The following is an 18,633-nucleotide window of genomic DNA, read 5'->3' as shown; positions in this document are numbered from 1 at the left end:
CATGACCGGAAACATCGCTGCGGTGCGCGAAGCACTCGACCACCTTGATATCGACGACAATCCGGCCACGCTGAAACAGAAGAGCCGCGACTTCTTTTGGTACTCCCCTGTGCTCAAAGAAAAAATGGACCATCTGATCGGCGACTTTGTCGTGTCGCCTCGCTCCGAAGAAGAGGTCATCGAAGTTCTCAAGACATGTTTTGCCCATGATGTGCCGGTCACCACGCGCGGGGCTGGCACCGGCAATTACGGCCAAGCCATGCCGCTTGCTGGTGGCGTCGTTATGCATATGAAGAACATGACCAAGGTGAAAGAGATTCACCCAGGGCGCGTGATCGTTGAGCCTGGAAAAGTGGTCAAAGACCTAGACGCCGAGACCCGCGCTCATTCCGGCCAGGAACAGCGCATGATGCCTTCCACCTATGGCACCGCCACGATTGGCGGCTTCATTGCAGGTGGGTCCGGCGGCATCGGATCAGTGCGCTGGGGTGCCTTGCGCGATCTGGGCAACATTTTGCGCCTGCGCGTCGTCACCATGGAAGCTGAGCCACGCATTTTGGAATTCACCGGCGAAGACCTGGCGCGTGTTTCCCACGCCTATGGCACCAATGGCATCATCACAGAGATCGAAATGCCGCTTGCCCCTGCCTATGACTGGGTGGAATTTGCGCTCGGCTTTGATGATTTCATGCAGGCCGCCCAGTTTGGTTACGATCTGGCGCAGCAGGACGGCATTCTGGTCAAACTGATCACGCCCATCGAAGCCCCGATACCGTTCAAATTCTTCAAGCGTTTTTCGGGTCATGTGCGTGAGGATCAATCAATTCTTATCGTGCTGGTCGCACCACATTCACTCGATGGGTTCACCGCCTTTATGGGCCGCAACAACGACCCCGATGTGATCTATCGCTCCGATGCATCAACGTTTGAGCGCACACCCGGTCACCTTGCCGAATACACCTGGAACCACACCACTCTGCGTGCACTTCAGGTCGATCCAACCGTCACCTATCTCCAGGTGCGCTATGGCGGACCTGATCCGCTGGCCAAAGTTGCCAAGGTTCGTGAAACCTTCGGCGCAGAAGTGCTCCAGCATCTTGAAGCCATGCGCGAAGGCGGCAATGTGATCTATGCCGGTCTGCCCATTGTCGACTACTCCGATGAAGCGCGTCTCAACGAAATCATTGCCATCCATGAAGAACTGGGCTGCATGATCTTCAATCCTCACCGCTACACGCTGGAAGAAGGCGGTCGCCAAAAGACAGATGATCGTCAACTGAAGTTCAAACAAGAAGCCGATCCAAAGGGCCTATTGAACCCTGGCAAGATGATCTCCTGGGACGATCCCAACTGGTCCTATGACACCATGTACGCCTACCCAAAGATGAAACAAGCGAGCTAATTAACTGGATTTCAGTTATTTCAAGGACAAAAAAATGGCGGACACAGAGAAAAAAGCGATGGTGATCTTCGCGCATCCTGTGCCCGAAAGTTTTTCATCCGCCTTGCACACACGCGTCGTCGAAACGCTCAAAAGCCAGCAGTGGCAGGTGGATGACTGCGATTTAAACGCAGAAAACTTTCCCGCTGTGATGACATGCGAGGAACGTCGTTCCTACCACGACGAAACTATTAACATAAATCCAGTTAAAAGCTATGTAGAGCGCCTTCAAGCCGCCGATGCCATTGTCTTCGTCTACCCCGTGTGGAACTTCGGCTATCCGGCAATCCTAAAAGGGTTTTTTGACCGGGTGTTTTTACCTGGCGTCTCGTTCAAGCTGGTCGATGGCCAAGTACGCCCCGCTCTGACAAACGTCAAAAAATACGCAACCGTCACCACCTATGGCGGCACACGGCTACGCGCTTTCATGGCTGGCGACCCACCACGCAAGCTGATGACACGGCCAATCCGTTACGTGATGAACGGCGCGCCTATGCAATACCTCGCACTTTACGACATGAACCGGGCGAGCGATCAGAAGAGGGCGGCATTTCTCGCCCACGTCACACGACACATGGAGAGGTTCTGACCCAGCATGCAGGTAACCACCCGCGGCAACCCGATGAAAGCGTTGATCGTCTACTGCCATCCAAGCGCAACCAGTTTCAATCACGCGGTGCTTGAAACCGTCATGGATGAACTCAGCCAAGCTGGCGCTGAAATGCGCGTGATCGATCTTTATGGCGAACAGTTTCAGCCTGCGCTCACGCTGGAAGACTGGACAGAGTACGAAGACACGAGCTGCAACACCGACCGCATCAGCCCACATGTGGAAAGCCTGCAATGGTGCAACGCGCTGATTTTCGTTTATCCAACCTGGTGGTTCGGACAGCCGGCCATGCTCAAAGGCTGGCTGGATCGCGTGCTGGTACCTGGCGTCGCCTTCACGATGCCATGCGAGGACAACAAGCGCTTTGGCCACACGCTCAAGCACATCAAGCATTTGGGTGTTTTCACAACCTGCGGCGCGTCTTTTTGGTTGACGAAACTCATCGGCTCGCCTGGCAAACGCATCTTGATGCGAGGCTTGCGGGCTCTCTGCCATGAGCGGGCACGCACCGCATTTGCCGCCCACTATCGCATGGATTTTTCAACACCTGATAGCCGGACCAAGCATCTGGCCCGCGTTCGCACCAAGATGCGTAAGCTCATCGGAGAGCGACCCGTTGCGCAGAGTGCCTCCGACTATCCAAGCAAAGCGAGGCAAACGGCATGACCACGATCCCTATTCTCGACTACGCGACATTCTCTGGCGCAACCAAACAAGACTTTGTGGACGCTTGGGGCAAAGCCGCCCGTGGACCGGGCTTCATGGTGGTGAAGAACCATGGTGTGGACCCAAGACTCATCGAAAGCATGTTCGCCAAAGCCGATGAGTTCTTTGCTCTACCTGGAGACGAAAAAGCCAAGATCTCCATCGACAAGTCACCGCACAACCGTGGCTACGCTGGCACCGGTTCAGAAAGCTTGGATGAGAAGAGCGGCCAGATGGATCAAAAAGAGGCTTTCAACATGGCCCTTGATCTGCCAGCCGATGATCCGCGGGTGATCGCCAAAGAGCCCTATCGCGGCACCAATATGTGGCCGGATGTTCCGGGCTTTAAAGACACCTTCACCGCCTATTTCGATCAGGTGTTCAACCTCGGCCAAAATCTCCACCGCGCCATCGCGCTGGATTTGGGCCTACCAGAGGATCATTTCGCCGAACCCTTCGTGGACTCCATGTCCACCTTGCGCGTTCTGCGCTACCCACCAGCGATCAACCCGCAACCTGGCGAAATCGGCGCTGGTGCACATACCGACTATGGCTCCATCACCTTGCTGATGAGCGATGGCACCGCGGGCCTTCAGGTGAAACCGCGTGACAGTGCCGAATGGATCGACGTCCCTGCCGTTGATGGTGCCTTTATCGTCAACATAGGCGACCTTTTGATGCGTTGGACGAACGACATCTATGTGTCCAACCCACACCGCGTTCTGCGTCCAGTGAAAGAGCGCCGCTCGATTGCCTTCTTTATGGACCCCAACCCGAATGCGCTGGTGCAAGCACTGCCCGGAACAGGCGAGGAGAAGCATTATGAGCCGATCCTTTGCCATGAATATCTAACGATGCGCCTGACGGCGACCTACAGCCAGAAAGCTGCAAGCTAGATGACCAAACGCTACCGCTGGGCCGAGTACAAAACCACAGAGTTTGAGAATCTCGACCCGCAAAAAGTGATTGCCGTTTTGCCAACGGCGGCCATTGAACAACATGGGCCACACTTGCCTGTGGGCGTTGATACATACCTCAATGAAGGCATGCTCTCGACCGTTGAAGCCATGCTGCCAGACCTTGCACCAGACTTGGATGTACGCATCCTGCCGGTTCAGGCCATCGGTAAATCAAACGAGCATCTTCATGCGGCTGGCACACTGACGTTGCCTGCTGAGCTGGCACTTAGCATTTGGACAGAAATCGGACTGTCCGTCGCCCGTGCTGGTGTGCGCAAAATGGTGATCACCAATTCCCATGGCGGCAATCTCGATCTTATCTCGATCCTGTCGCGAGAAATGCGGGTGCGCGCGCGTATGCTCTGTGTGAAAAGCCAGTGGGGCAATTGGGGCGTGCCCGATGGGCTCTACACTGACGATGAAATGAAGTTCGGCATCCATGGCGGCGACGTGGAAACGTCGATGATGCTGCACTTCCAAGAGCATCTGGTTGACATGAGCAAGGCGGAGAATTTCCGTTCAACCGCCGAAGATCGCCAAGACGGCTTCAACATCTCCCCCATTGGCATGCCCGCCTATGGATGGATCGCTTCCGACCTCAACACAGAGGGCACAGTGGGCGATGCAAGCATCGCCACCGCAGAAAAAGGCCGACAAACCGCTGAGCACTATGCCCGCGGGTTCATCGGCCTGTTAAAAGATGTCGCCGAAGCAGACATCACGCGTTTTGACTAGAGCCCCCTAGTTGGTGTCACTCTGGTCCGGCTCGTACCGGATCAGATCACCTGGCTGGCACTCAAGAAACGCGCAGATTTTTTCCAGCGTCTCAAAGCGCACACCCTTCACCTTGCCGGATTTCAGCAACGACACCTGCTGCTCGGTGATACCGATGGCGGCTGCCAGTTCCTTGGAACGCACCTTGCGCCGCGCCAGCATCACATCAAGGTCAACGACAATAGGCATCAGACAATGCCTGCATGGTCATCGGCGATGCGCGCTGCCTCGCTCAGAACCAGTCCCAAGCCCCACAGCGCAAACCCGGCTGCATACGCGCCCAAATCTGATGCCGTAAACCCAATTGTGAAGACGCCCGGACCATCCGGGTTTCTCATGGAAAGGTAGAGGGTGGTCAATGTGTTGTTCAGCATGGCCGTCACCGCGAACAGCACAAACCCGATTCCCGCTCGCGACACCAACTGCGCATTGCGAGCATCGAGAACGACGCCTTGCGCCAGGCGGCGAAAGAGCCGGAACAACGACACCATTGTTAGAATGAAGACGACCGCCGGGACGGTGCGAAACAGCATCGGCCAAATCACGCTTGGAAAGCTCGCTGCGTCTGGTGCCATCTCATTGCCTAGCATCCCAAGAGAGGAGCTGATGTAGGTCGCGCGAATATCTTCCGACACCCATTGCGCCACAACTCCGATGAGCAAAAGCGCAGCAGCCAACAGTGGCACAATGGCGACCCAACGGGCACGGCGCGAGATAGGTGTGAGGGGAGAGGGAGAAGCATGGGGGGAGGCAAGCATTGGGTTGTCCTTAGTTGGGAATAGAGAGAAGACACGATGAAATTACCGCTTCCAATCTAAAAATTAATATAATACATGGATTTTATCGTGTCAAAGTACGAGTTATCCAAACCATGAAATTCATTCCCCACGCTTTCCCTCACCGTCTTCTGTCTCGCAAACTGCCCGCCTCTATCGTTAGCGGCGCCACCGCACTTGCCGTGCTGGCCGGGTGCAGCCACGTGCCGATCATGTCCATTCCCGCACTAGCGGCCATCGATTTCGCCACAACCGATCTGGCGTCATTACGCGCTGCAGTGGAAATGCCAAACACGCTCATGCCCACCGCAGAGGGCGTGCGCCTCGACCTGAGGCTGGTGGTGGATGGCAGTCTGATTGAAGAGCGATCCTATGTGCTGGAGCGCGAGGATGCAGCCGACGCAATGGTACTCCACCCAGTCCCGGTGCAGGGCCGTCAGATCTTTGTCTACCGCCTGTCCGATACCGACCAACAGGGACTGGACGCCATCCGCGCCGATGTCATGGACCGTCAAGCTGCCGGTCAAGGCGGGTCGCTTTCCATAGGTGTAGCGGTGAACGATATGTGCCGTCTTGGCACCGAAACCGAGGGCGCAAACACGCCAGATACCATGCCCGTGGATGTCTTTCTGCGCACCTCAGAGACAGACCGTTTCGTGCGTACTCTGGATGGATTCGACCTAACCGAGCTTCAAGCCGGTGATGATCCGATTATCGGTGCCTTGCCGCTATGCTCAACCCCAGGCCCAGACCAAAGCTGAAGGCCATCCATCAGTTGGCGATGCCAGCCCTGCATAGAAATGCGGCTTGCCAAGGTTGCGGGCAGAGTGAAAGGGTGAGTGCATCACATGATGCTCGGAGCCCTATGATGCCCTCAACCGCCCTTACCCGATTCTCTGTTGCGCCCTTGTCCGGCATGACACGCCATTTGGCCGACGTGGCGTCCGGGCGGTCCGATCCTGATACCGTGATCACGGGCGTGCGCGCGCTCAACACCTATTCTGAGCGCATCGCGTCCGACAAAGAGATCTGGATCGCAGGCGGGCGCATTGCGGCCGTCAAACCTGCAGGCACCTACCAGGGCACAGCGCCGCGCTATGACGGCAAAGGCGGTATCATTGCGCCTGGACTTGTTGACCCGCACCTGCACATCGAATCTTCCATGGTTACCGCATGCGCTTATGCCGAAGCGGCTTTGCTCAATGGCACGACCACCATCTTCTGCGACAGCCACGAGATCGGCAACGTTATGGACGTGGCGGGCGTGGAAGCCATGCTGGAAGACGCCCGACAGGCCCCGCTCTCCATTTTCCTCACTGTGCCCTCAACCGTGCCGGCAACGTCTCCCGAAATGGAAACGGCAGGCGGTGATCTGACACCAGAAAAGATCGCGGGCATCTTTGATCGCTGGCCAGAGGCCGTGGCACTAGGGGAAAAAATGGACTTTGTGCCCGTCTGCCTGTCAGACGAACGCTCCCACGCCATCATCGAGGCCTCGCTGTCACGTGGGCGACCCGTTTCCGGCCATGTCTATGGCCGCGAGTTTGTCGCTGCTTACGCCGCAGCCGGCGTCACCGACACCCACGAAGCCATCGACCGCGACATTGCCGATGACTTGCTGGATGCAGGCATCTGGGTGTTCCTGCGCGGTGGCCCACCGACGACACCGTGGCATTCGCTGCCAGAAGCCATCAAAACCATCACCGAGCTCGGCGCATCCACCAAACGCGTTGCTGTCTGCACCGATGATCGCGATGCTGATGATCTTCTCCTCTTCGGTCAGGACTGGGTGACCCGGGAGGCGATGAAAGCTGGCATTAAGCCGGAGACCGCCTGGTCCATGGGCTCCCTGCACGGTGCAACGCGGTTTGGCATGGAGAACGACATTGGCGGTCTCGGCGGCGGCAGGCGCGCTGACCTCGTGCTGCTCAACGATGACTTAGAGCCGCAAAACACTTGGTATGGCGGCGAACTGGTGGTGGAAGACAAATCCATCACACCTGTACTCGATCAGGCACTTTCGACCCGGTACACCTATCCCGACGCGGCCTTCACCAGTGTCAAAGTGCCCAGCACGGTGGCAATGACGCCCGACGTGCCATCGCACGATGTCACCGTCAACGTGCTGCGCGTTGCTTTGCCCGGTATCACGCTGTTCCATGACAAGGTGGACCTCAAAGCGAGCAACGATTGGGGCACGCATTTTGATGAGCACGGCCTCTGCTTCGTCACCATCATTGAGCGTCACGGAAAATCAGATGGAAACGTTGCCCACGGCCTGTTGAAAGATTTTGGCCTGAAAGACGGCGCAGTGGCCTCGTCCGTCGGTCACGACAGCCACAACATCATTATCGCTGGCACCAATGCCGATGACATGCAGGTTGCGCTGACCGCGCTTAAAGAAAATCAGGGCGGCGTGGTCACGGTGCAAAGCGGAGAGGTCACCGCCATGGTGCCACTGCCGATCGCTGGGCTGCTTTCAGACAAACGCGTCACAATGGTGGCCGAAGAAATGAGCACGTTGAAAGCGGTCTGGAAGGACATGGGCTGCACCATCCCATTCATGGGCTTCAATCTCATCCCGCTGTCTGTGATCCCAGAAATTCGAATCACCGACAAAGGCATGGTGCGTGTTCCAGAGATGACTTTGGAGCCGCTTTACGTCGAAGACTGAGAAAAAGCCTTCTGAATCAAACCGGTTGCGATTTTTTGAGCATTGAGATTTTTCCAAATGATCTCAAACACTTTTAAAAAAAATGACGCAATGACCTAAGATTTTTGACCCATATCGCAGCAAAGATCGTAAGGTAAAGTACGGATTAAGCGGCCTATCCAAACTAGGAACGTGATCATGCAATCGTATTTTCAAACCGATACCGGGAAACAAAAACCACCAAAATTGGTGCGCTTTCTGATAAAAAACGCGGCCATTGGTTTTGCAGCAGCCATCGTGTTTGTCGGCGCAATCCTTGCCTTCGATATAGGCAATCTTGGAACCGTTTTTGCGCAATCAGGCGTTGGCATGGTCGCCATACCACTGATGACGTTTATGATCGGTCTCACCTTCGCGAGCTTGCAAATGGGCTTTGCGGTGATGTTTACCGCCGGTCGAGACGATGACGACCAAAATGGACGCCCGACGCCCGAAGCCTCACTTGATGACATGCTTGGCTTAGGCCTTCAGCCTGTCCCGGTGAAGAGCAAAGCCAAAACACAGCGGCACTAAAACCGGCAAACCACTCACCTCCCCAAAATGAAAAACACCGCGCTGGAAACCCAACGCGGTGTTGTCTTTTGAATGAGAACTCTTTGAGTCGTTTGCCGGAAAGCCTAGTCGTTCGGCACAACCGTCTGGCGATAAAGATGCCAGGTTGCATGACCGATGATCGGCAGTGTGATGATCAGCGGGAAGAAGAACAGCAGCGCTGAAACAGCCACGATGCCAGCAACCATGACACCCCAAACAAACATCGGCCAAGGGTTCTTGGCCACCGCATGCACGCTCGTCATGATGGCTGTCATGAAGTCCACTGGCTTGTCGTGCAGGTAAGGCACACCGACGACCGAGATCGAAAACACGGTACCAGCAAGAACTGCCCCAAAGGCGTTGCCAACGAACAGAAACACCAAACCGCGCGCGGTAAAGGCTTCTTCGATCAGCGACGAAAGGTCCATCTGCGCGAAATAGAGCGGATCGTAGCCAAAGTTCAGCGCGTAAATCACACGCGCCACAACCAGCCAGACGATCAGCATGAACGCCAGCACGAAACCGTAGAGGAACACGTGTGTGACGCCATGGCGCTTGAAGGCACCCAGAACATCCCAACCGACACGCTCTCCGGTCTCAATACGGCGCGAAATCTCGTAAAGGCCAATCGCGGCGATAGGACCAATCAGCAAGAAGCCAGCGGTGAAGGGGAAAATCAGCGAGTAGGATTCGGTGACCAGCAGGAACACCATCAACAGCAGACCCATCACAAAATAGGCCCCACCGAAGAAGGTGGAAAGGAAAGCACCCTTCTTAAAATCAGCAATACCAGCGTGCAGAGAGCTGAACACGGTATCCAGCGTGATCGACCGCACCTCAGTTGGTGGCACATAACCCTGCGGCACAAAGCCTGCACGGCTATCCTCTGGCTCACCAATGATCTCATCAAGCTCGTTGATGTCCGGAATATCGTTTGCACTCGTCATTGGTGTTTCATCCCTTTAGTGCCTGCATCATAGCGAACCTTCGCCCGCGTCAGCCATCGACGAGCCAAGGCTCTTTCAAAATCGGACCACAGCCCAGTCCATGCGACAACCTGTCCAAGAGGCGCAAAAAGTGCAAGCCCGGGCAAGCCATTTACATGCCGACCCATTGAGAGTCGCAAATGCGGTCCTCAGTGACCGCTATACCCAATCGCGTGTCAGCGGATCGACATAGATCAAACACAGGCACGACTTTTGTTCATCCGCAAACACCCGTGCGCATCACCCCCAACTGATGAATGATAGGTCACTTTGTCTACCTTTGACCTAGCGCAACGCCTTCGCGCCCACTTGGGGGTTTGTGGGCGGTGCGTCGGACCGTGAGTCCGTCAGTGCCCGCATTTTATCGGTCTCAACCAATTCTCATCCGCCCGCACCGACACTTCACAGTCTGCATGCAGACGCGACATGAGACGAATTTAGGTCAAGGACACCAAACAATGTCAGCACAAGCCGTAGCTCAATCGGCTGGCAGCACAGAAACCGCAGCACGCCCGCTTACCTATGCGGACGATGCCATTCGCTTGTTCACCATCGCAACGGTCCTATGGGCCTTTGTGGGGATGGCAGCGGGGGTTTTCATTGCAGCGCAGCTCGCTTTCCCCTGGCTCAACTTCCATGAGTGGGTCAATTTCGGCCGCTTTCGCCCTGTTCATACCTCGGGCGTGATCCTTGGCTTTGGCGGCAACGCGTTGCTGGCAACATCTTACTATGTTGTTCAGCGCACCTGTCAGACGCGCCTGTTCGGACCAAACTGGTTCCACATTCTGCAGTTCTGGCTGTTCCAAGTCGTGCTGCTGTCGGCGGCTGGCTCATATGTTTTGGGCTTCACCCAATCAAAAGAGTATGCCGAGCCTGAGTGGATTTTCGACATCCTCATCACCGTTTGGTGGGTGTCCTATCTGGTCGTCTATGTCGGCACGCTGGTGAAGCGCAAAGAACCGCACATCTATGTCGCGAACTGGTTCTTTCTTGCCTACATCGTGGCGGTGGCGATGCTGCACACGGTCAACAACATTTCGATCCCGATTTCCTGGCTCTCGCTGCACTCCTACTCGGTCTACTCCGGCGTTCAGTCGGCGATGATCCAGTGGTGGTACGGCCACAACATGGTGGGCTTCTTCCTCACCGCCGGCTTCATCGGCATCATGTACTATTTCGTGCCCAAACAGGCTGAGCGCCCGATCTACAGCTATCGCCTGTCGATCGTGCACTTCTGGGCGCTGATCTTCCTCTACATCTGGGCTGGTCCGCACCACCTTCACTACACCGCGCTGCCCGACTGGGCGCAAACGCTTGGTGTTGTGTTCTCCGTCATGCTGTGGATGCCCTCTTGGGGCGGCATGGTGAATGGCATCATGACCCTGTCAGGCGCCTGGCATAAGCTGCGCACCGATCCGATCATGCGCTTCCTTGTGGTGGCGGTTGCCTTCTACGGCATGTCGACCTTTGAAGGTCCGCTCATGTCGATCAAAGAGGTCAACGCCCTGTCCCACTACACCGACTGGACAGTGGGCCACGTGCACTCTGGTGCCCTTGGCTGGGTGGCGTTCGTTGCCTTTGGCGCGATCTACTATCTGGTCCCACGTTTGTGGCGGCGTACCATGCACTCTGTTGCCCTGATCGAGGTCCATTTCTGGCTCGCCTCAATCGGTATCCTTCTCTACATCACCGCGATGTGGGTGTCGGGTATCACCCAGGGCCTGATGTGGCGCACCTATGATGAGAACGGGTTCCTTCTTTACACGTTCTCCGACACGGTCGCGATGTTGCACCCCTATTATGTGACGCGCTTCCTGGGCGGTGTGCTGTATCTCGCTGGTGTGGTTGTGATGATGTACAACCTCTTCCGCACCGTTACCGGCCCAATCGTCGCCAGAACCTCTCCCACTATGTCAGCGCCTCAAGCTGGCCTCACACCGGCGGAGTAAACGGCTATGTTTAATCACGGTATCATTGAAAAAAGCACGCCGTTGATGCTGCTCTTGATCCTCTTGTCCTTGGCGATCGGCGGCATGGTGCAAATCGTTCCACTCTTCAAAGTGGAATCGACCATCGAGCCAGTATCGGGCATGCGTCCCTACTCGCCGCTCGAGCAGATCGGCCGCAACATCTACATGCGAGAAGGTTGCTACAACTGCCACTCGCAGCAGGTGCGCCCGTTCCGCGATGAGGTGGACCGCTACGGCCACTACTCGCTGGCTGCCGAAGGGATTTATGACTATCCCTTCCTGTGGGGTTCCAAGCGCACTGGGCCCGATCTGGCCCGTGTTGGCGGCAAGTACTCCAATGAGTGGCATGCCGCCCACTTGCGCAACCCGCAGGCTGTGCTGCCCGAATCGATCATGCCCGACTACGCGTTCCTGGAACGCCCGCTCGATTATGACGATATCGAAATGCACATGCGCACCTTGCGCTTCGTTGGTGTGCCCTACACCGATGCTGACATCGAAGCAGCCCGCGACGACATCGTCGCGCAAGCTGTTCCGCTGGTTGGCAACTCAACAGCTCTGCGTGAGCGCTATGCAGGCGCTCCACTTGGCCCCTTCACCGGCAGCGATGAGGAGATCACCGAGATGGATGCTCTGATTGCTTACCTGCAGGTGCTGGGCACGATGGTGGATTTCACCTCGTTTGATCCAGACACCATGCTGCAAGGTCAGGAGATTGGACGATGAGCGCTGAAGCCCTAATCGGCTACTCAGAGGCCGCCTTTCTGACGGTCGGTCTGGTGGCCATCCTGTTCCTGATCATTCGCGTCTACCACCCAGGTAGCCGCGAAGCGATGGACGACCACGCCAACATTATTTTCCGTGGGGAAGATGCCCCCGAACCCAGAACAGAGTTCGGATCAAAAGCCCCTCAAGACGCAGGCCGCACTGCGGCAAGGCAGGACCACAATGGGTAACAAGATCGAACGCGACCCAATCACGGGTCAATACACCACCGGTCACCAATGGAACGGCATTCGCGAGTTGCGCACACCCGTTCCCACCTGGTGGATGCTGGTGTGGATCGCCTCCATCGCTTTCGCAGTGGTGTATGTGGTGCTGCTTCCATCAGTACCGCTAGGCGATCAGACAACCGCTGGAACCACCGGCTACACGGCGCGCCAAGCGCTGGAAGCGCAGCTGGAAACAGTGCGCACGGCGCGTGAGGCCCAAGGTGCGGTGCTTGCGGAAACCGAATTGGCCGACATTGTCGCCGATCCAGAGCTCGCAACCCTCGCCTTTAATGGCGGTCGTTCGGCCTTCGGCGTGAACTGCATTCAGTGTCATGGTGTTGGCGGTGGCGGCCAAATCGGTCAGTTCCCATCCTTGATCGATGACGATTGGCTATGGGGTGGTACGCTGGAAGATATCTGGTTCTCCATCAATCACGGCATCCGCAACGAGACGCTTGATGCACGTTTCTCCATCATGCCCGCCTATGGCGACTTCTATGAGCAAGCCGACATCGAAGCGGTCGCTGACTATGTGCTGGCGCTCAATCCATCCTCGCCCGATCATGCAACGCGTGATCGACTTCCCGGTGCAGAGATGTTTGAGTTGGAGTGCTCCGCCTGTCACGGCGTCAACGGTTTGGGTGACCCCATCTTCGGTGCTCCAAACCTATCCGATGCTGTGTGGCTCTATGGTGGAGAGCGTGAACAGTTGGTCGCGCAAATCACCAATCCACAGATGGGTGTGATGCCCGCCTTCGGTGAACGGCTCGATGAAGCCACCATCAAAATGCTGGCCGTTTATGTGCACTCGCTCGGCGGCGGCGAAGAAGCCGGTGCCGGCGAAACAGCCGCTCTTCAGTAGCGCCCTAGAAACATTAACAAGCCGCGCGGCATTTCGTCCGCGCGGTTGCCCTTAAGGGCTAGTGCTGACGACGAACCACCGGGCACTGTGGAACATTAGCACCACATTATTTTATACGGACAAAGGCATGCAATCCATGGTCGTGGGCTACCAGGCAGACGAGTTTCCTGGCGTCAAAAAGGTCTATCAAAAATCCGTTTCGGGCACGTTTCGGCGGATTAAAAGCGCGGTGCTGGCAGCGATCACCATCTTCTTCTTTGGCGCTGCCTGGATTCCCTGGAACCGTCCTGGTGACACCCCTGACCAAGCCTTTCTCATGTCCTTCACCGAAGGCAAGTTCTACGCTGGGCCTTGGACCTTCTGGCCGCAAGATTTGTACCTGCTAACGCTGGTGCTGCTGTTTTCAGCTTTTGGACTGTTCTTCACCAACACCATTGTCGGTCGTATCTGGTGTGGCTTTTCCTGCCCGCAAACGCTCTGGACCGATGGCTTTCAAATGATCGAGCGCCTGTTTGAGGGCGATCGCAACATGCAAATCAAGCGGGCCAAAGAAGGGCTGACCGCTCAAAACCTTGTTCGCAAAGTTGGCAAGCACACCGTTTGGGCCGCTATCGGCTTGCTCACCGGTCTAACGCTTATCGGCTATTTTGGCGGCACACTGAACACGTTCACGCAGGTGCCAACATTCCAAGCGAGCACCGCCGCCATTGTCATGGTCGGCGTCTTCGCGGTCCTAACCTATTTGCTGGCTGGTTTCGCACGCGAAAAAGTATGCCTCTACATGTGCCCCTGGCCGCGTTTTCAGTCGGCCATGCTCGACCCCAACACCAAGATCGTCACCTACCATGCCTGGCGTGGTGAGCCGCGCGGCAGCGCCAAAAAGAAGGCAGCTGGCGCCGACATTGGCGACTGCGTGGATTGCAATCTTTGCGTCAATGTCTGCCCGACAGGCGTTGATATCCGCAATGGCTTGCAGCTTGGCTGCATTGGCTGCGGCCTCTGCGCCGATGCCTGCGACAGCATCATGACCAAGCTGAAACGCCCAACCGGTCTGATCAACTTCGCAAGTCTTGCTCAAACACATGATGAAGCTCATCTTGCCGCCCCCATGGTGGAAGTGGGTGGCCAGAAACGCAAACCGACCAAGGTGCGTTTCTACGGCTATGGCGCGCTAATGATTTTGGTGTCGGCGGCCATGGTGTTCACCGTGCTGAACCGCACCGGCTTTGACGTTGCCATCACACCTGAGCGCAACCCAGCCTTTGTGACGCTTTCCGACGGCTCAATCCGCAACATTTACAATGTTCGCCTGTCTAATCGAGGTGAGGAAGCTGAAACTGTCCGCTTTGAAGTGGAAGGCCTGACAGGTCAAAGCATCGCCATCAGTCATGCTGGTTCGACGCTTGCCGAGGGCAGCGCGCCAACCATTGATTTCAGCGACATTGAAGCGGCGTCACTGCGGGTTTTGATCACCGTACCACCGACACGTCGACCTGAAGGGCAAACACCCATCACCTTCTCGCTGGTGAATGGCGACAATGGTCAGGTGATGACCACAAGCGGTACATATTTCTGGGGGCCGGAAAACTAGGCGCACGCGCCTGAACGGTATCGAGGACAAGACACGATGAGCACTGACACCTTGCACCAAGATCCACCCAAACGCCGCGGCTTCATGGGTTGGCTGATCGATTCAAATGGCTGGATTCCCCTGCTCTTTGTTGGTGGCTTCCTGGTGCTTTTCGCGGTTACCGGCAACTTTGTGCGCCTGGCGCTTTCTACCTTTCCAGGGCTCGTCACCACCAATGCCTATGAGCGTGGCCTTGCCTACGATGATGTGATCGCCGCAGAGCAGGCCCAGGCCGAGCAAGGCTGGCAGATGGAGATTCTTGCGCCTGAGTTCTCAGGTGAAGGGCAACTGGCAGCCGTCACGCTTCTTGATCGCAACGGGCAAGCACTCACCGGTGGCACCGTGATCATGATGGCCGAGCGGATGACCCGCTACGCGCAACAGGTGCGCATGCCGCTAAGCGATGTCGGCAATGGTCGCTACGAAGCCACCGTTGATTTCCCAATTTCCGGTCGCTGGTTTGTTAGCGTTCTGGCCGACGTGGATGGTGCACGGCACTTTGCAACCGAAGAAGTCTTCGTCCACGCACCTGGCGTCAACTAAGAGCACGGTCTGTAACGACAGGTCCAAGACGATACATGGCATCACTCGACGCGTCCTTCGCTCTACCCTCCAGCAATCAGGCCAGCCGGCCCGGCCTTGATCTATCAACAGCTGTCGAAACCGACAAAGACGGTGTGCATACGATCAATCTGCTCGTTGGCAGCGTTCATTGCGGTGGATGCGTGCGTAAAATCGAAGACCGACTGGCGCAGGAGCCAGATGTCGAGATCGGGCGGGTCAACCTTTCAACCCGCCGCTTAACCGTCAAATGGTCGGGCCCAGAAACCCGCGCCAACGCGTTTGCCAAAGCCATTGAAGAACTGGGCTATCCGGTCGCCCTCTACCGCATGGAAGCGGTGGTTGAGCGAGACAAAAAGACCGAGCGCGAACTGATCATGGCGCTGGCGGTCTCGTTCTTTGCCGCAGCCAATTTAATGATGCTCGCCTGGGCGGTTTGGGCCGGTCATTTCGCCACCATGGGCCAAGCCACGCGCGATTTCTTCCATTGGATCGCCGCACTGATCGCCGTTCCTTCGGTTTACTATGCAGGCCTCCCCTTTTACCGCTCGGCTGTTGCGGCCCTGCGCAAGGGCCGCTCCAACATGGATGTGCCGATCTCAGTTGGCGTGACGCTCACTACGGCCATGAGCCTTTATGAAACATGGACCGGCGGGCCGCACGTCTATTTCGATGGCGCGCTGATGCTGCTCTTTATCCTGTTGGTTGGCCGCTATCTGGACCACAAGGTACGCGGCACCGCCCGCTCTGCGGTGCATGATCTGGCGATGCTCGCCGGACAACCGGTGCAGAAGCTTCTCCCCGATGGCACACTGCAAGCCGTGGCATCTGATAGCCTTGCAAGCGGTGACCGCATTCAAGTCGCCGCTGGGGAACGTATCGGCGTGGATGGTATTGTGCGCGAGGGTGGCTCCTCCATCGACACAGCCCTCATTGATGGCGAAACCACGCCCAAAGATGTCGCGGTTGGCGCCAATGTGCTGGCTGGTACCATGAACCTCACTGGTCCCCTGATCGTGGAAGCCAAGAGTGTTGGTGAAGCCACCGTGCTTGCCGAAATCGTGCGTTTGCTCGAAGCCGCCGAGCAAAAGAAGGGCCGCTACATGGCCTTCGCCGACAAAGTGGTGCGCTGGTATTCTCCCACCGTTCACGCGCTGGCGCTGGGTGCGTTCCTCGGTTGGTGGCTTTTTGGCGGCATGGCCGTGCCGGAAGCGCTGATGATCGCCGTCTGTGTGCTCATCATCACCTGCCCCTGCGCACTGGGCCTGGCCGTGCCGATCACACAGGTCGTCGCCGCCGGTCGCCTCAGCCGTCAGGGCGTGCTGGTTAAGTCAGAGACCGCCCTGGAACGCTATGCCGTGATCGACACGATCGTGTTTGACAAAACCGGTACGCTGACCACGCTCGAACCACGACTGGTGGGTTTGCCGGAGGATACCGACGCCCTTCAGATCGCCTCATCGATCGCAGCTTCCTCCAAGCATCCCCTCGCTCAGTCAATCCGCACTGCCGCGCCCGATGTCGCCCGTGTCAAAGGCGTCGAGGACACACCCGGTATGGGCCTGTCTTGGATGAGCGATGCGGGTGAAATCCGCTTAGGTTCTGCTCGTTGGTGCGGCCTGTCGGCGGAAGAAATCGAAGCCAATGACGCCTCCCATGGCGGTTTGGAAACTGAGGTTTGGCTGACCCGCCCAGGTAGCAAACCGGCTCGCTTTGCTTTTGCGCCCCTGCTGCGCCCACAAACACGGCACGTCATCGATACGCTGAAAGAGCGCGGCTTTGAGATCGCGATCATGTCCGGTGACCGCGCGCGATTTGTTGGGCCGCTGGCGGACCAGCTTGGCATCACCGATTGGCAGGGCGACATGACGCCGTCCGACAAGATCGCGGCCATTGAAGCAATGAAAGCTGAGGGCAAACATGTTTTGATGGTTGGCGACGGCCTCAACGACACCCCTGCCCTTGCCGCCGCCCACGCTTCGCTGGCGCCAACCAGCGCTGCTGATATCTCACGGCGCGCCGCCGATGCTGTGTTCCAAGGCAACAGCCTCACCGCCCTGCCTGAGACACTTGCCACCGCTCGCGCAACACGGCGCATTGTGGTGCAAAACATCACATTTTCCGTCGGCTACAATCTCTTCTGGGTACCAGTTGCCGTGCTCGGCCTGGTGACACCTTGGATCGCCGCCATCGCCATGGCCGCCAGCTCCATTATCGTCACGCTCAACGCCTTGCGCATGGATGGCAACCCGTTCAAACGGCTCGGCGCACGCACCAATTCAGCTGCCGCAGCCCGCCCAGCCGAAGGAGCCATCTGATGGATGTTCTGCTTTTTCTGGTGCCGTTGGCGCTTGTTCTCTCAACAATTGGTCTAATCGCGTTTTTTTGGGCGCTAAAATCAGGCCAGTTTGATGATTTGCAAGGCGCGGCGGAACGGATCCTCTACACCGATGACCATCCTGAGCATTCTTTGCCTCTCGACACCACACCCACCAAGACGGATGAAAAGCAATGAGCACTTCAAACGCGGGCAAATCGACCGCCGGTAAAACCCTAGGCGGCCTCATCGTCCTCCTCATCAACATCGTCGGCTTTGGCGGCATCGGGTATGCCGTGGGCGGCGTTACAGGCGCCATCTGGGTGACATTGATTGGCCTTGTTCTGTTCGGCCTGTTGTTTGCCTGGCCAAGCCTGACATCAGGCGCGGAGCAAACCGGCCTCGCCAAGATTGTTTCTGCCCCGTTCGCGCTTGTCGCCAGCATCATCCTGTTCATTCCGGCTCTTGTGGTGGGTCTTTTCCGCCGCTTGAAAGCCCAGCGCGACCGCAAGATGGGCATTGAGCCAACCATTGATGATGTCGATGACACGGGCAAAAAGCGCAGCTTCTTTTATGGACGCTGGACGGATGCCACCACGCTTTCGCTGTTCTTGGTCAATGCTGTCGTGGCCTTGATCATCGCGGTGATCTTTTTTGGCCCAGCTGCCCTTATCGCGTTTGGCGTGATCGCAACGCCTGTGTTCCTGATCGGCCTCTTCCTTGTTGGCCTCAACGGGGCAAACCCAGAACTTGCCAAGCCTCAGCCTGGCGAAGAGGTTGAAGAGCTGGTGATGTAGCGCCTG

20 protein-coding genes are annotated in these 18,633 nt (G+C 56.9%); 17 read left to right on the top strand and 3 right to left on the bottom strand.

From position 1 onward, the window contains the following. Nucleotide 1: 1 nt before the first annotated feature. From ABWH92_RS09500 to ABWH92_RS09480, 5 genes are read left to right on the top strand one after another with little or no spacing between them, the layout of a single operon-like run. Entirely contained in the window at nucleotides 2-1,402 is a 1,401-nt protein-coding gene (locus ABWH92_RS09500) for an FAD-binding oxidoreductase (protein ID WP_375567840.1), read from the top strand. 34 nt (nucleotides 1,403-1,436) lie between these two features. Further along, nucleotides 1,437-2,030 carry an NAD(P)H-dependent oxidoreductase gene (locus ABWH92_RS09495; protein WP_375567839.1) on the top strand — a complete coding sequence of 198 codons (594 nt, stop codon included), beginning with the start codon at nucleotides 1,437-1,439 and terminating at the stop codon, nucleotides 2,028-2,030. Between the two features lie 6 nt (nucleotides 2,031-2,036). Further along, on the top strand, nucleotides 2,037-2,717 hold the full coding sequence (locus ABWH92_RS09490; protein WP_375567838.1) for an NAD(P)H-dependent oxidoreductase: 681 nt from the start codon (nucleotides 2,037-2,039) through the stop codon (nucleotides 2,715-2,717). Next, the gene (locus ABWH92_RS09485) at nucleotides 2,714-3,652 is read left to right on the top strand and encodes an isopenicillin N synthase family dioxygenase (RefSeq protein ID WP_375567837.1); all 939 of its coding nucleotides are present in this window, start codon (nucleotides 2,714-2,716) and stop codon (nucleotides 3,650-3,652) included. Before ABWH92_RS09490 ends, ABWH92_RS09485 begins: the two co-directional genes overlap by 4 nt. Beyond that, nucleotides 3,653-4,450 (top strand): creatininase family protein, encoded by a 798-nt coding sequence (locus tag ABWH92_RS09480; RefSeq protein ID WP_375567836.1) that lies wholly within the window; start codon nucleotides 3,653-3,655, stop codon nucleotides 4,448-4,450. It abuts the gene before it with no gap. Nucleotides 4,451-4,456: 6 nt separating this feature from the next. Here ABWH92_RS09480 and ABWH92_RS09475 read toward each other — a convergent pair whose 3' ends face one another. Next, nucleotides 4,457-4,678 carry a helix-turn-helix domain-containing protein gene (locus ABWH92_RS09475; RefSeq protein ID WP_375567835.1) on the bottom strand — a complete coding sequence of 74 codons (222 nt, stop codon included), beginning with the start codon at nucleotides 4,676-4,678 and terminating at the stop codon, nucleotides 4,457-4,459. Next, complete coding sequence (locus ABWH92_RS09470; protein WP_375574157.1) at nucleotides 4,678-5,247, bottom strand: hypothetical protein; 570 nt, start codon at nucleotides 5,245-5,247, stop codon at nucleotides 4,678-4,680. The genes ABWH92_RS09475 and ABWH92_RS09470 overlap by 1 nt, the downstream gene beginning before the upstream one ends. A 113-nt stretch (nucleotides 5,248-5,360) precedes the next feature. Here ABWH92_RS09470 and ABWH92_RS09465 point away from each other — a divergent pair, with 113 nt between their 5' ends. From ABWH92_RS09465 to ABWH92_RS09455, 3 genes are all read left to right on the top strand, one after another. Continuing rightward, nucleotides 5,361-6,026 carry a hypothetical protein gene (locus ABWH92_RS09465; protein WP_375574156.1) on the top strand — a complete coding sequence of 222 codons (666 nt, stop codon included), beginning with the start codon at nucleotides 5,361-5,363 and terminating at the stop codon, nucleotides 6,024-6,026. A gap of 107 nt (nucleotides 6,027-6,133) precedes the next feature. Beyond that, nucleotides 6,134-7,939: an adenine deaminase C-terminal domain-containing protein gene (locus ABWH92_RS09460; RefSeq protein ID WP_375574227.1), complete on the top strand. Its 1,806-nt coding sequence runs from the start codon at nucleotides 6,134-6,136 to the stop codon at nucleotides 7,937-7,939. A 177-nt stretch (nucleotides 7,940-8,116) separates the two neighbouring features. Further along, nucleotides 8,117-8,491, top strand: coding sequence for a hypothetical protein (locus ABWH92_RS09455; protein ID WP_375574155.1), 375 nt, complete (start codon nucleotides 8,117-8,119; stop codon nucleotides 8,489-8,491). Between the two features lie 104 nt (nucleotides 8,492-8,595). On the opposite strand, the gene ABWH92_RS09450 is transcribed toward ABWH92_RS09455, so the two are convergent. After that, complete coding sequence (locus tag ABWH92_RS09450; RefSeq protein ID WP_375574154.1) at nucleotides 8,596-9,459, bottom strand: DUF2189 domain-containing protein; 864 nt, start codon at nucleotides 9,457-9,459, stop codon at nucleotides 8,596-8,598. A gap of 497 nt (nucleotides 9,460-9,956) precedes the next feature. Here ABWH92_RS09450 and ccoN point away from each other — a divergent pair, with 497 nt between their 5' ends. The 9 genes from ccoN (at nucleotide 9,957) to ABWH92_RS09405 (ending at nucleotide 18,627) form a co-directional block, all read left to right on the top strand. Then, on the top strand, nucleotides 9,957-11,447 hold the full coding sequence (gene ccoN / locus ABWH92_RS09445) for a cytochrome-c oxidase, cbb3-type subunit I (protein WP_375574153.1): 1,491 nt from the start codon (nucleotides 9,957-9,959) through the stop codon (nucleotides 11,445-11,447). Between the two features lie 6 nt (nucleotides 11,448-11,453). Continuing rightward, nucleotides 11,454-12,194, top strand: coding sequence for a cytochrome-c oxidase, cbb3-type subunit II (ccoO, locus tag ABWH92_RS09440; protein ID WP_375574152.1), 741 nt, complete (start codon nucleotides 11,454-11,456; stop codon nucleotides 12,192-12,194). After that, nucleotides 12,191-12,424 (top strand): cbb3-type cytochrome oxidase subunit 3, encoded by a 234-nt coding sequence (locus tag ABWH92_RS09435; RefSeq protein WP_375574151.1) that lies wholly within the window; start codon nucleotides 12,191-12,193, stop codon nucleotides 12,422-12,424. The genes ccoO and ABWH92_RS09435 overlap by 4 nt, the downstream gene beginning before the upstream one ends. Next, on the top strand, nucleotides 12,417-13,322 hold the full coding sequence (gene ccoP / locus ABWH92_RS09430; protein WP_375574150.1) for a cytochrome-c oxidase, cbb3-type subunit III: 906 nt from the start codon (nucleotides 12,417-12,419) through the stop codon (nucleotides 13,320-13,322). Before ABWH92_RS09435 ends, ccoP begins: the two co-directional genes overlap by 8 nt. Nucleotides 13,323-13,449: 127 nt before the next feature. After that, on the top strand, nucleotides 13,450-14,913 hold the full coding sequence (gene ccoG, locus ABWH92_RS09425) for a cytochrome c oxidase accessory protein CcoG (RefSeq protein ID WP_375574149.1): 1,464 nt from the start codon (nucleotides 13,450-13,452) through the stop codon (nucleotides 14,911-14,913). 36 nt (nucleotides 14,914-14,949) lie between these two features. Continuing rightward, entirely contained in the window at nucleotides 14,950-15,495 is a 546-nt protein-coding gene (locus tag ABWH92_RS09420; RefSeq protein ID WP_375574148.1) for a FixH family protein, read from the top strand. Nucleotides 15,496-15,530: 35 nt separating this feature from the next. Further along, entirely contained in the window at nucleotides 15,531-17,831 is a 2,301-nt protein-coding gene (locus ABWH92_RS09415) for a heavy metal translocating P-type ATPase (RefSeq protein ID WP_375574147.1), read from the top strand. Beyond that, nucleotides 17,831-18,028, top strand: a complete 198-nt coding sequence (ccoS, locus tag ABWH92_RS09410; protein ID WP_375574146.1) for a cbb3-type cytochrome oxidase assembly protein CcoS — start codon at nucleotides 17,831-17,833, stop codon at nucleotides 18,026-18,028. Before ABWH92_RS09415 ends, ccoS begins: the two co-directional genes overlap by 1 nt. Further along, complete coding sequence (locus tag ABWH92_RS09405) at nucleotides 18,025-18,627, top strand: hypothetical protein (RefSeq protein ID WP_375574145.1); 603 nt, start codon at nucleotides 18,025-18,027, stop codon at nucleotides 18,625-18,627. Before ccoS ends, ABWH92_RS09405 begins: the two co-directional genes overlap by 4 nt. The last annotated feature ends 6 nt before the right edge of the window (nucleotides 18,628-18,633 follow it).

Source organism: Ahrensia marina (assembly GCF_042140245.1).
Lineage (GTDB): Bacteria > Pseudomonadota > Alphaproteobacteria > Rhizobiales > MH13 > MH13.
This window is presented reverse-complemented; position numbering and strand designations above follow the sequence as displayed.

Excerpts from the sequence above, each read along its gene's own strand:
- ccoS (WP_375574146.1), top strand. The coding sequence starts at position 17,831 with ATGGATGTTCTGCTTTTTCTGGTGCCGTTGGCGCTTGTTCTCTCAACA.
- ABWH92_RS09455 (WP_375574155.1), top strand. The coding sequence starts at position 8,117 with ATGCAATCGTATTTTCAAACCGATACCGGGAAACAAAAACCACCAAAA.
- ABWH92_RS09495 (WP_375567839.1), top strand. The coding sequence starts at position 1,437 with ATGGCGGACACAGAGAAAAAAGCGATGGTGATCTTCGCGCATCCTGTG.
- ABWH92_RS09405 (WP_375574145.1), top strand. The coding sequence starts at position 18,025 with ATGAGCACTTCAAACGCGGGCAAATCGACCGCCGGTAAAACCCTAGGC.
- ABWH92_RS09450 (WP_375574154.1), bottom strand. The coding sequence starts at position 9,459 with ATGACGAGTGCAAACGATATTCCGGACATCAACGAGCTTGATGAGATC.
- ABWH92_RS09485 (WP_375567837.1), top strand. The coding sequence starts at position 2,714 with ATGACCACGATCCCTATTCTCGACTACGCGACATTCTCTGGCGCAACC.
- ABWH92_RS09470 (WP_375574157.1), bottom strand. The coding sequence starts at position 5,247 with ATGCTTGCCTCCCCCCATGCTTCTCCCTCTCCCCTCACACCTATCTCG.
- ABWH92_RS09480 (WP_375567836.1), top strand. The coding sequence starts at position 3,653 with ATGACCAAACGCTACCGCTGGGCCGAGTACAAAACCACAGAGTTTGAG.
- ccoN (WP_375574153.1), top strand. The coding sequence starts at position 9,957 with ATGTCAGCACAAGCCGTAGCTCAATCGGCTGGCAGCACAGAAACCGCA.
- ABWH92_RS09490 (WP_375567838.1), top strand. The coding sequence starts at position 2,037 with ATGCAGGTAACCACCCGCGGCAACCCGATGAAAGCGTTGATCGTCTAC.
- ABWH92_RS09465 (WP_375574156.1), top strand. The coding sequence starts at position 5,361 with ATGAAATTCATTCCCCACGCTTTCCCTCACCGTCTTCTGTCTCGCAAA.
- ABWH92_RS09475 (WP_375567835.1), bottom strand. The coding sequence starts at position 4,678 with ATGCCTATTGTCGTTGACCTTGATGTGATGCTGGCGCGGCGCAAGGTG.
- ABWH92_RS09420 (WP_375574148.1), top strand. The coding sequence starts at position 14,950 with ATGAGCACTGACACCTTGCACCAAGATCCACCCAAACGCCGCGGCTTC.
- ccoP (WP_375574150.1), top strand. The coding sequence starts at position 12,417 with ATGGGTAACAAGATCGAACGCGACCCAATCACGGGTCAATACACCACC.
- ccoG (WP_375574149.1), top strand. The coding sequence starts at position 13,450 with ATGCAATCCATGGTCGTGGGCTACCAGGCAGACGAGTTTCCTGGCGTC.
- ccoO (WP_375574152.1), top strand. The coding sequence starts at position 11,454 with ATGTTTAATCACGGTATCATTGAAAAAAGCACGCCGTTGATGCTGCTC.
- ABWH92_RS09500 (WP_375567840.1), top strand. The coding sequence starts at position 2 with ATGACCGGAAACATCGCTGCGGTGCGCGAAGCACTCGACCACCTTGAT.
- ABWH92_RS09415 (WP_375574147.1), top strand. The coding sequence starts at position 15,531 with ATGGCATCACTCGACGCGTCCTTCGCTCTACCCTCCAGCAATCAGGCC.
- ABWH92_RS09460 (WP_375574227.1), top strand. The coding sequence starts at position 6,134 with ATGCCCTCAACCGCCCTTACCCGATTCTCTGTTGCGCCCTTGTCCGGC.
- ABWH92_RS09435 (WP_375574151.1), top strand. The coding sequence starts at position 12,191 with ATGAGCGCTGAAGCCCTAATCGGCTACTCAGAGGCCGCCTTTCTGACG.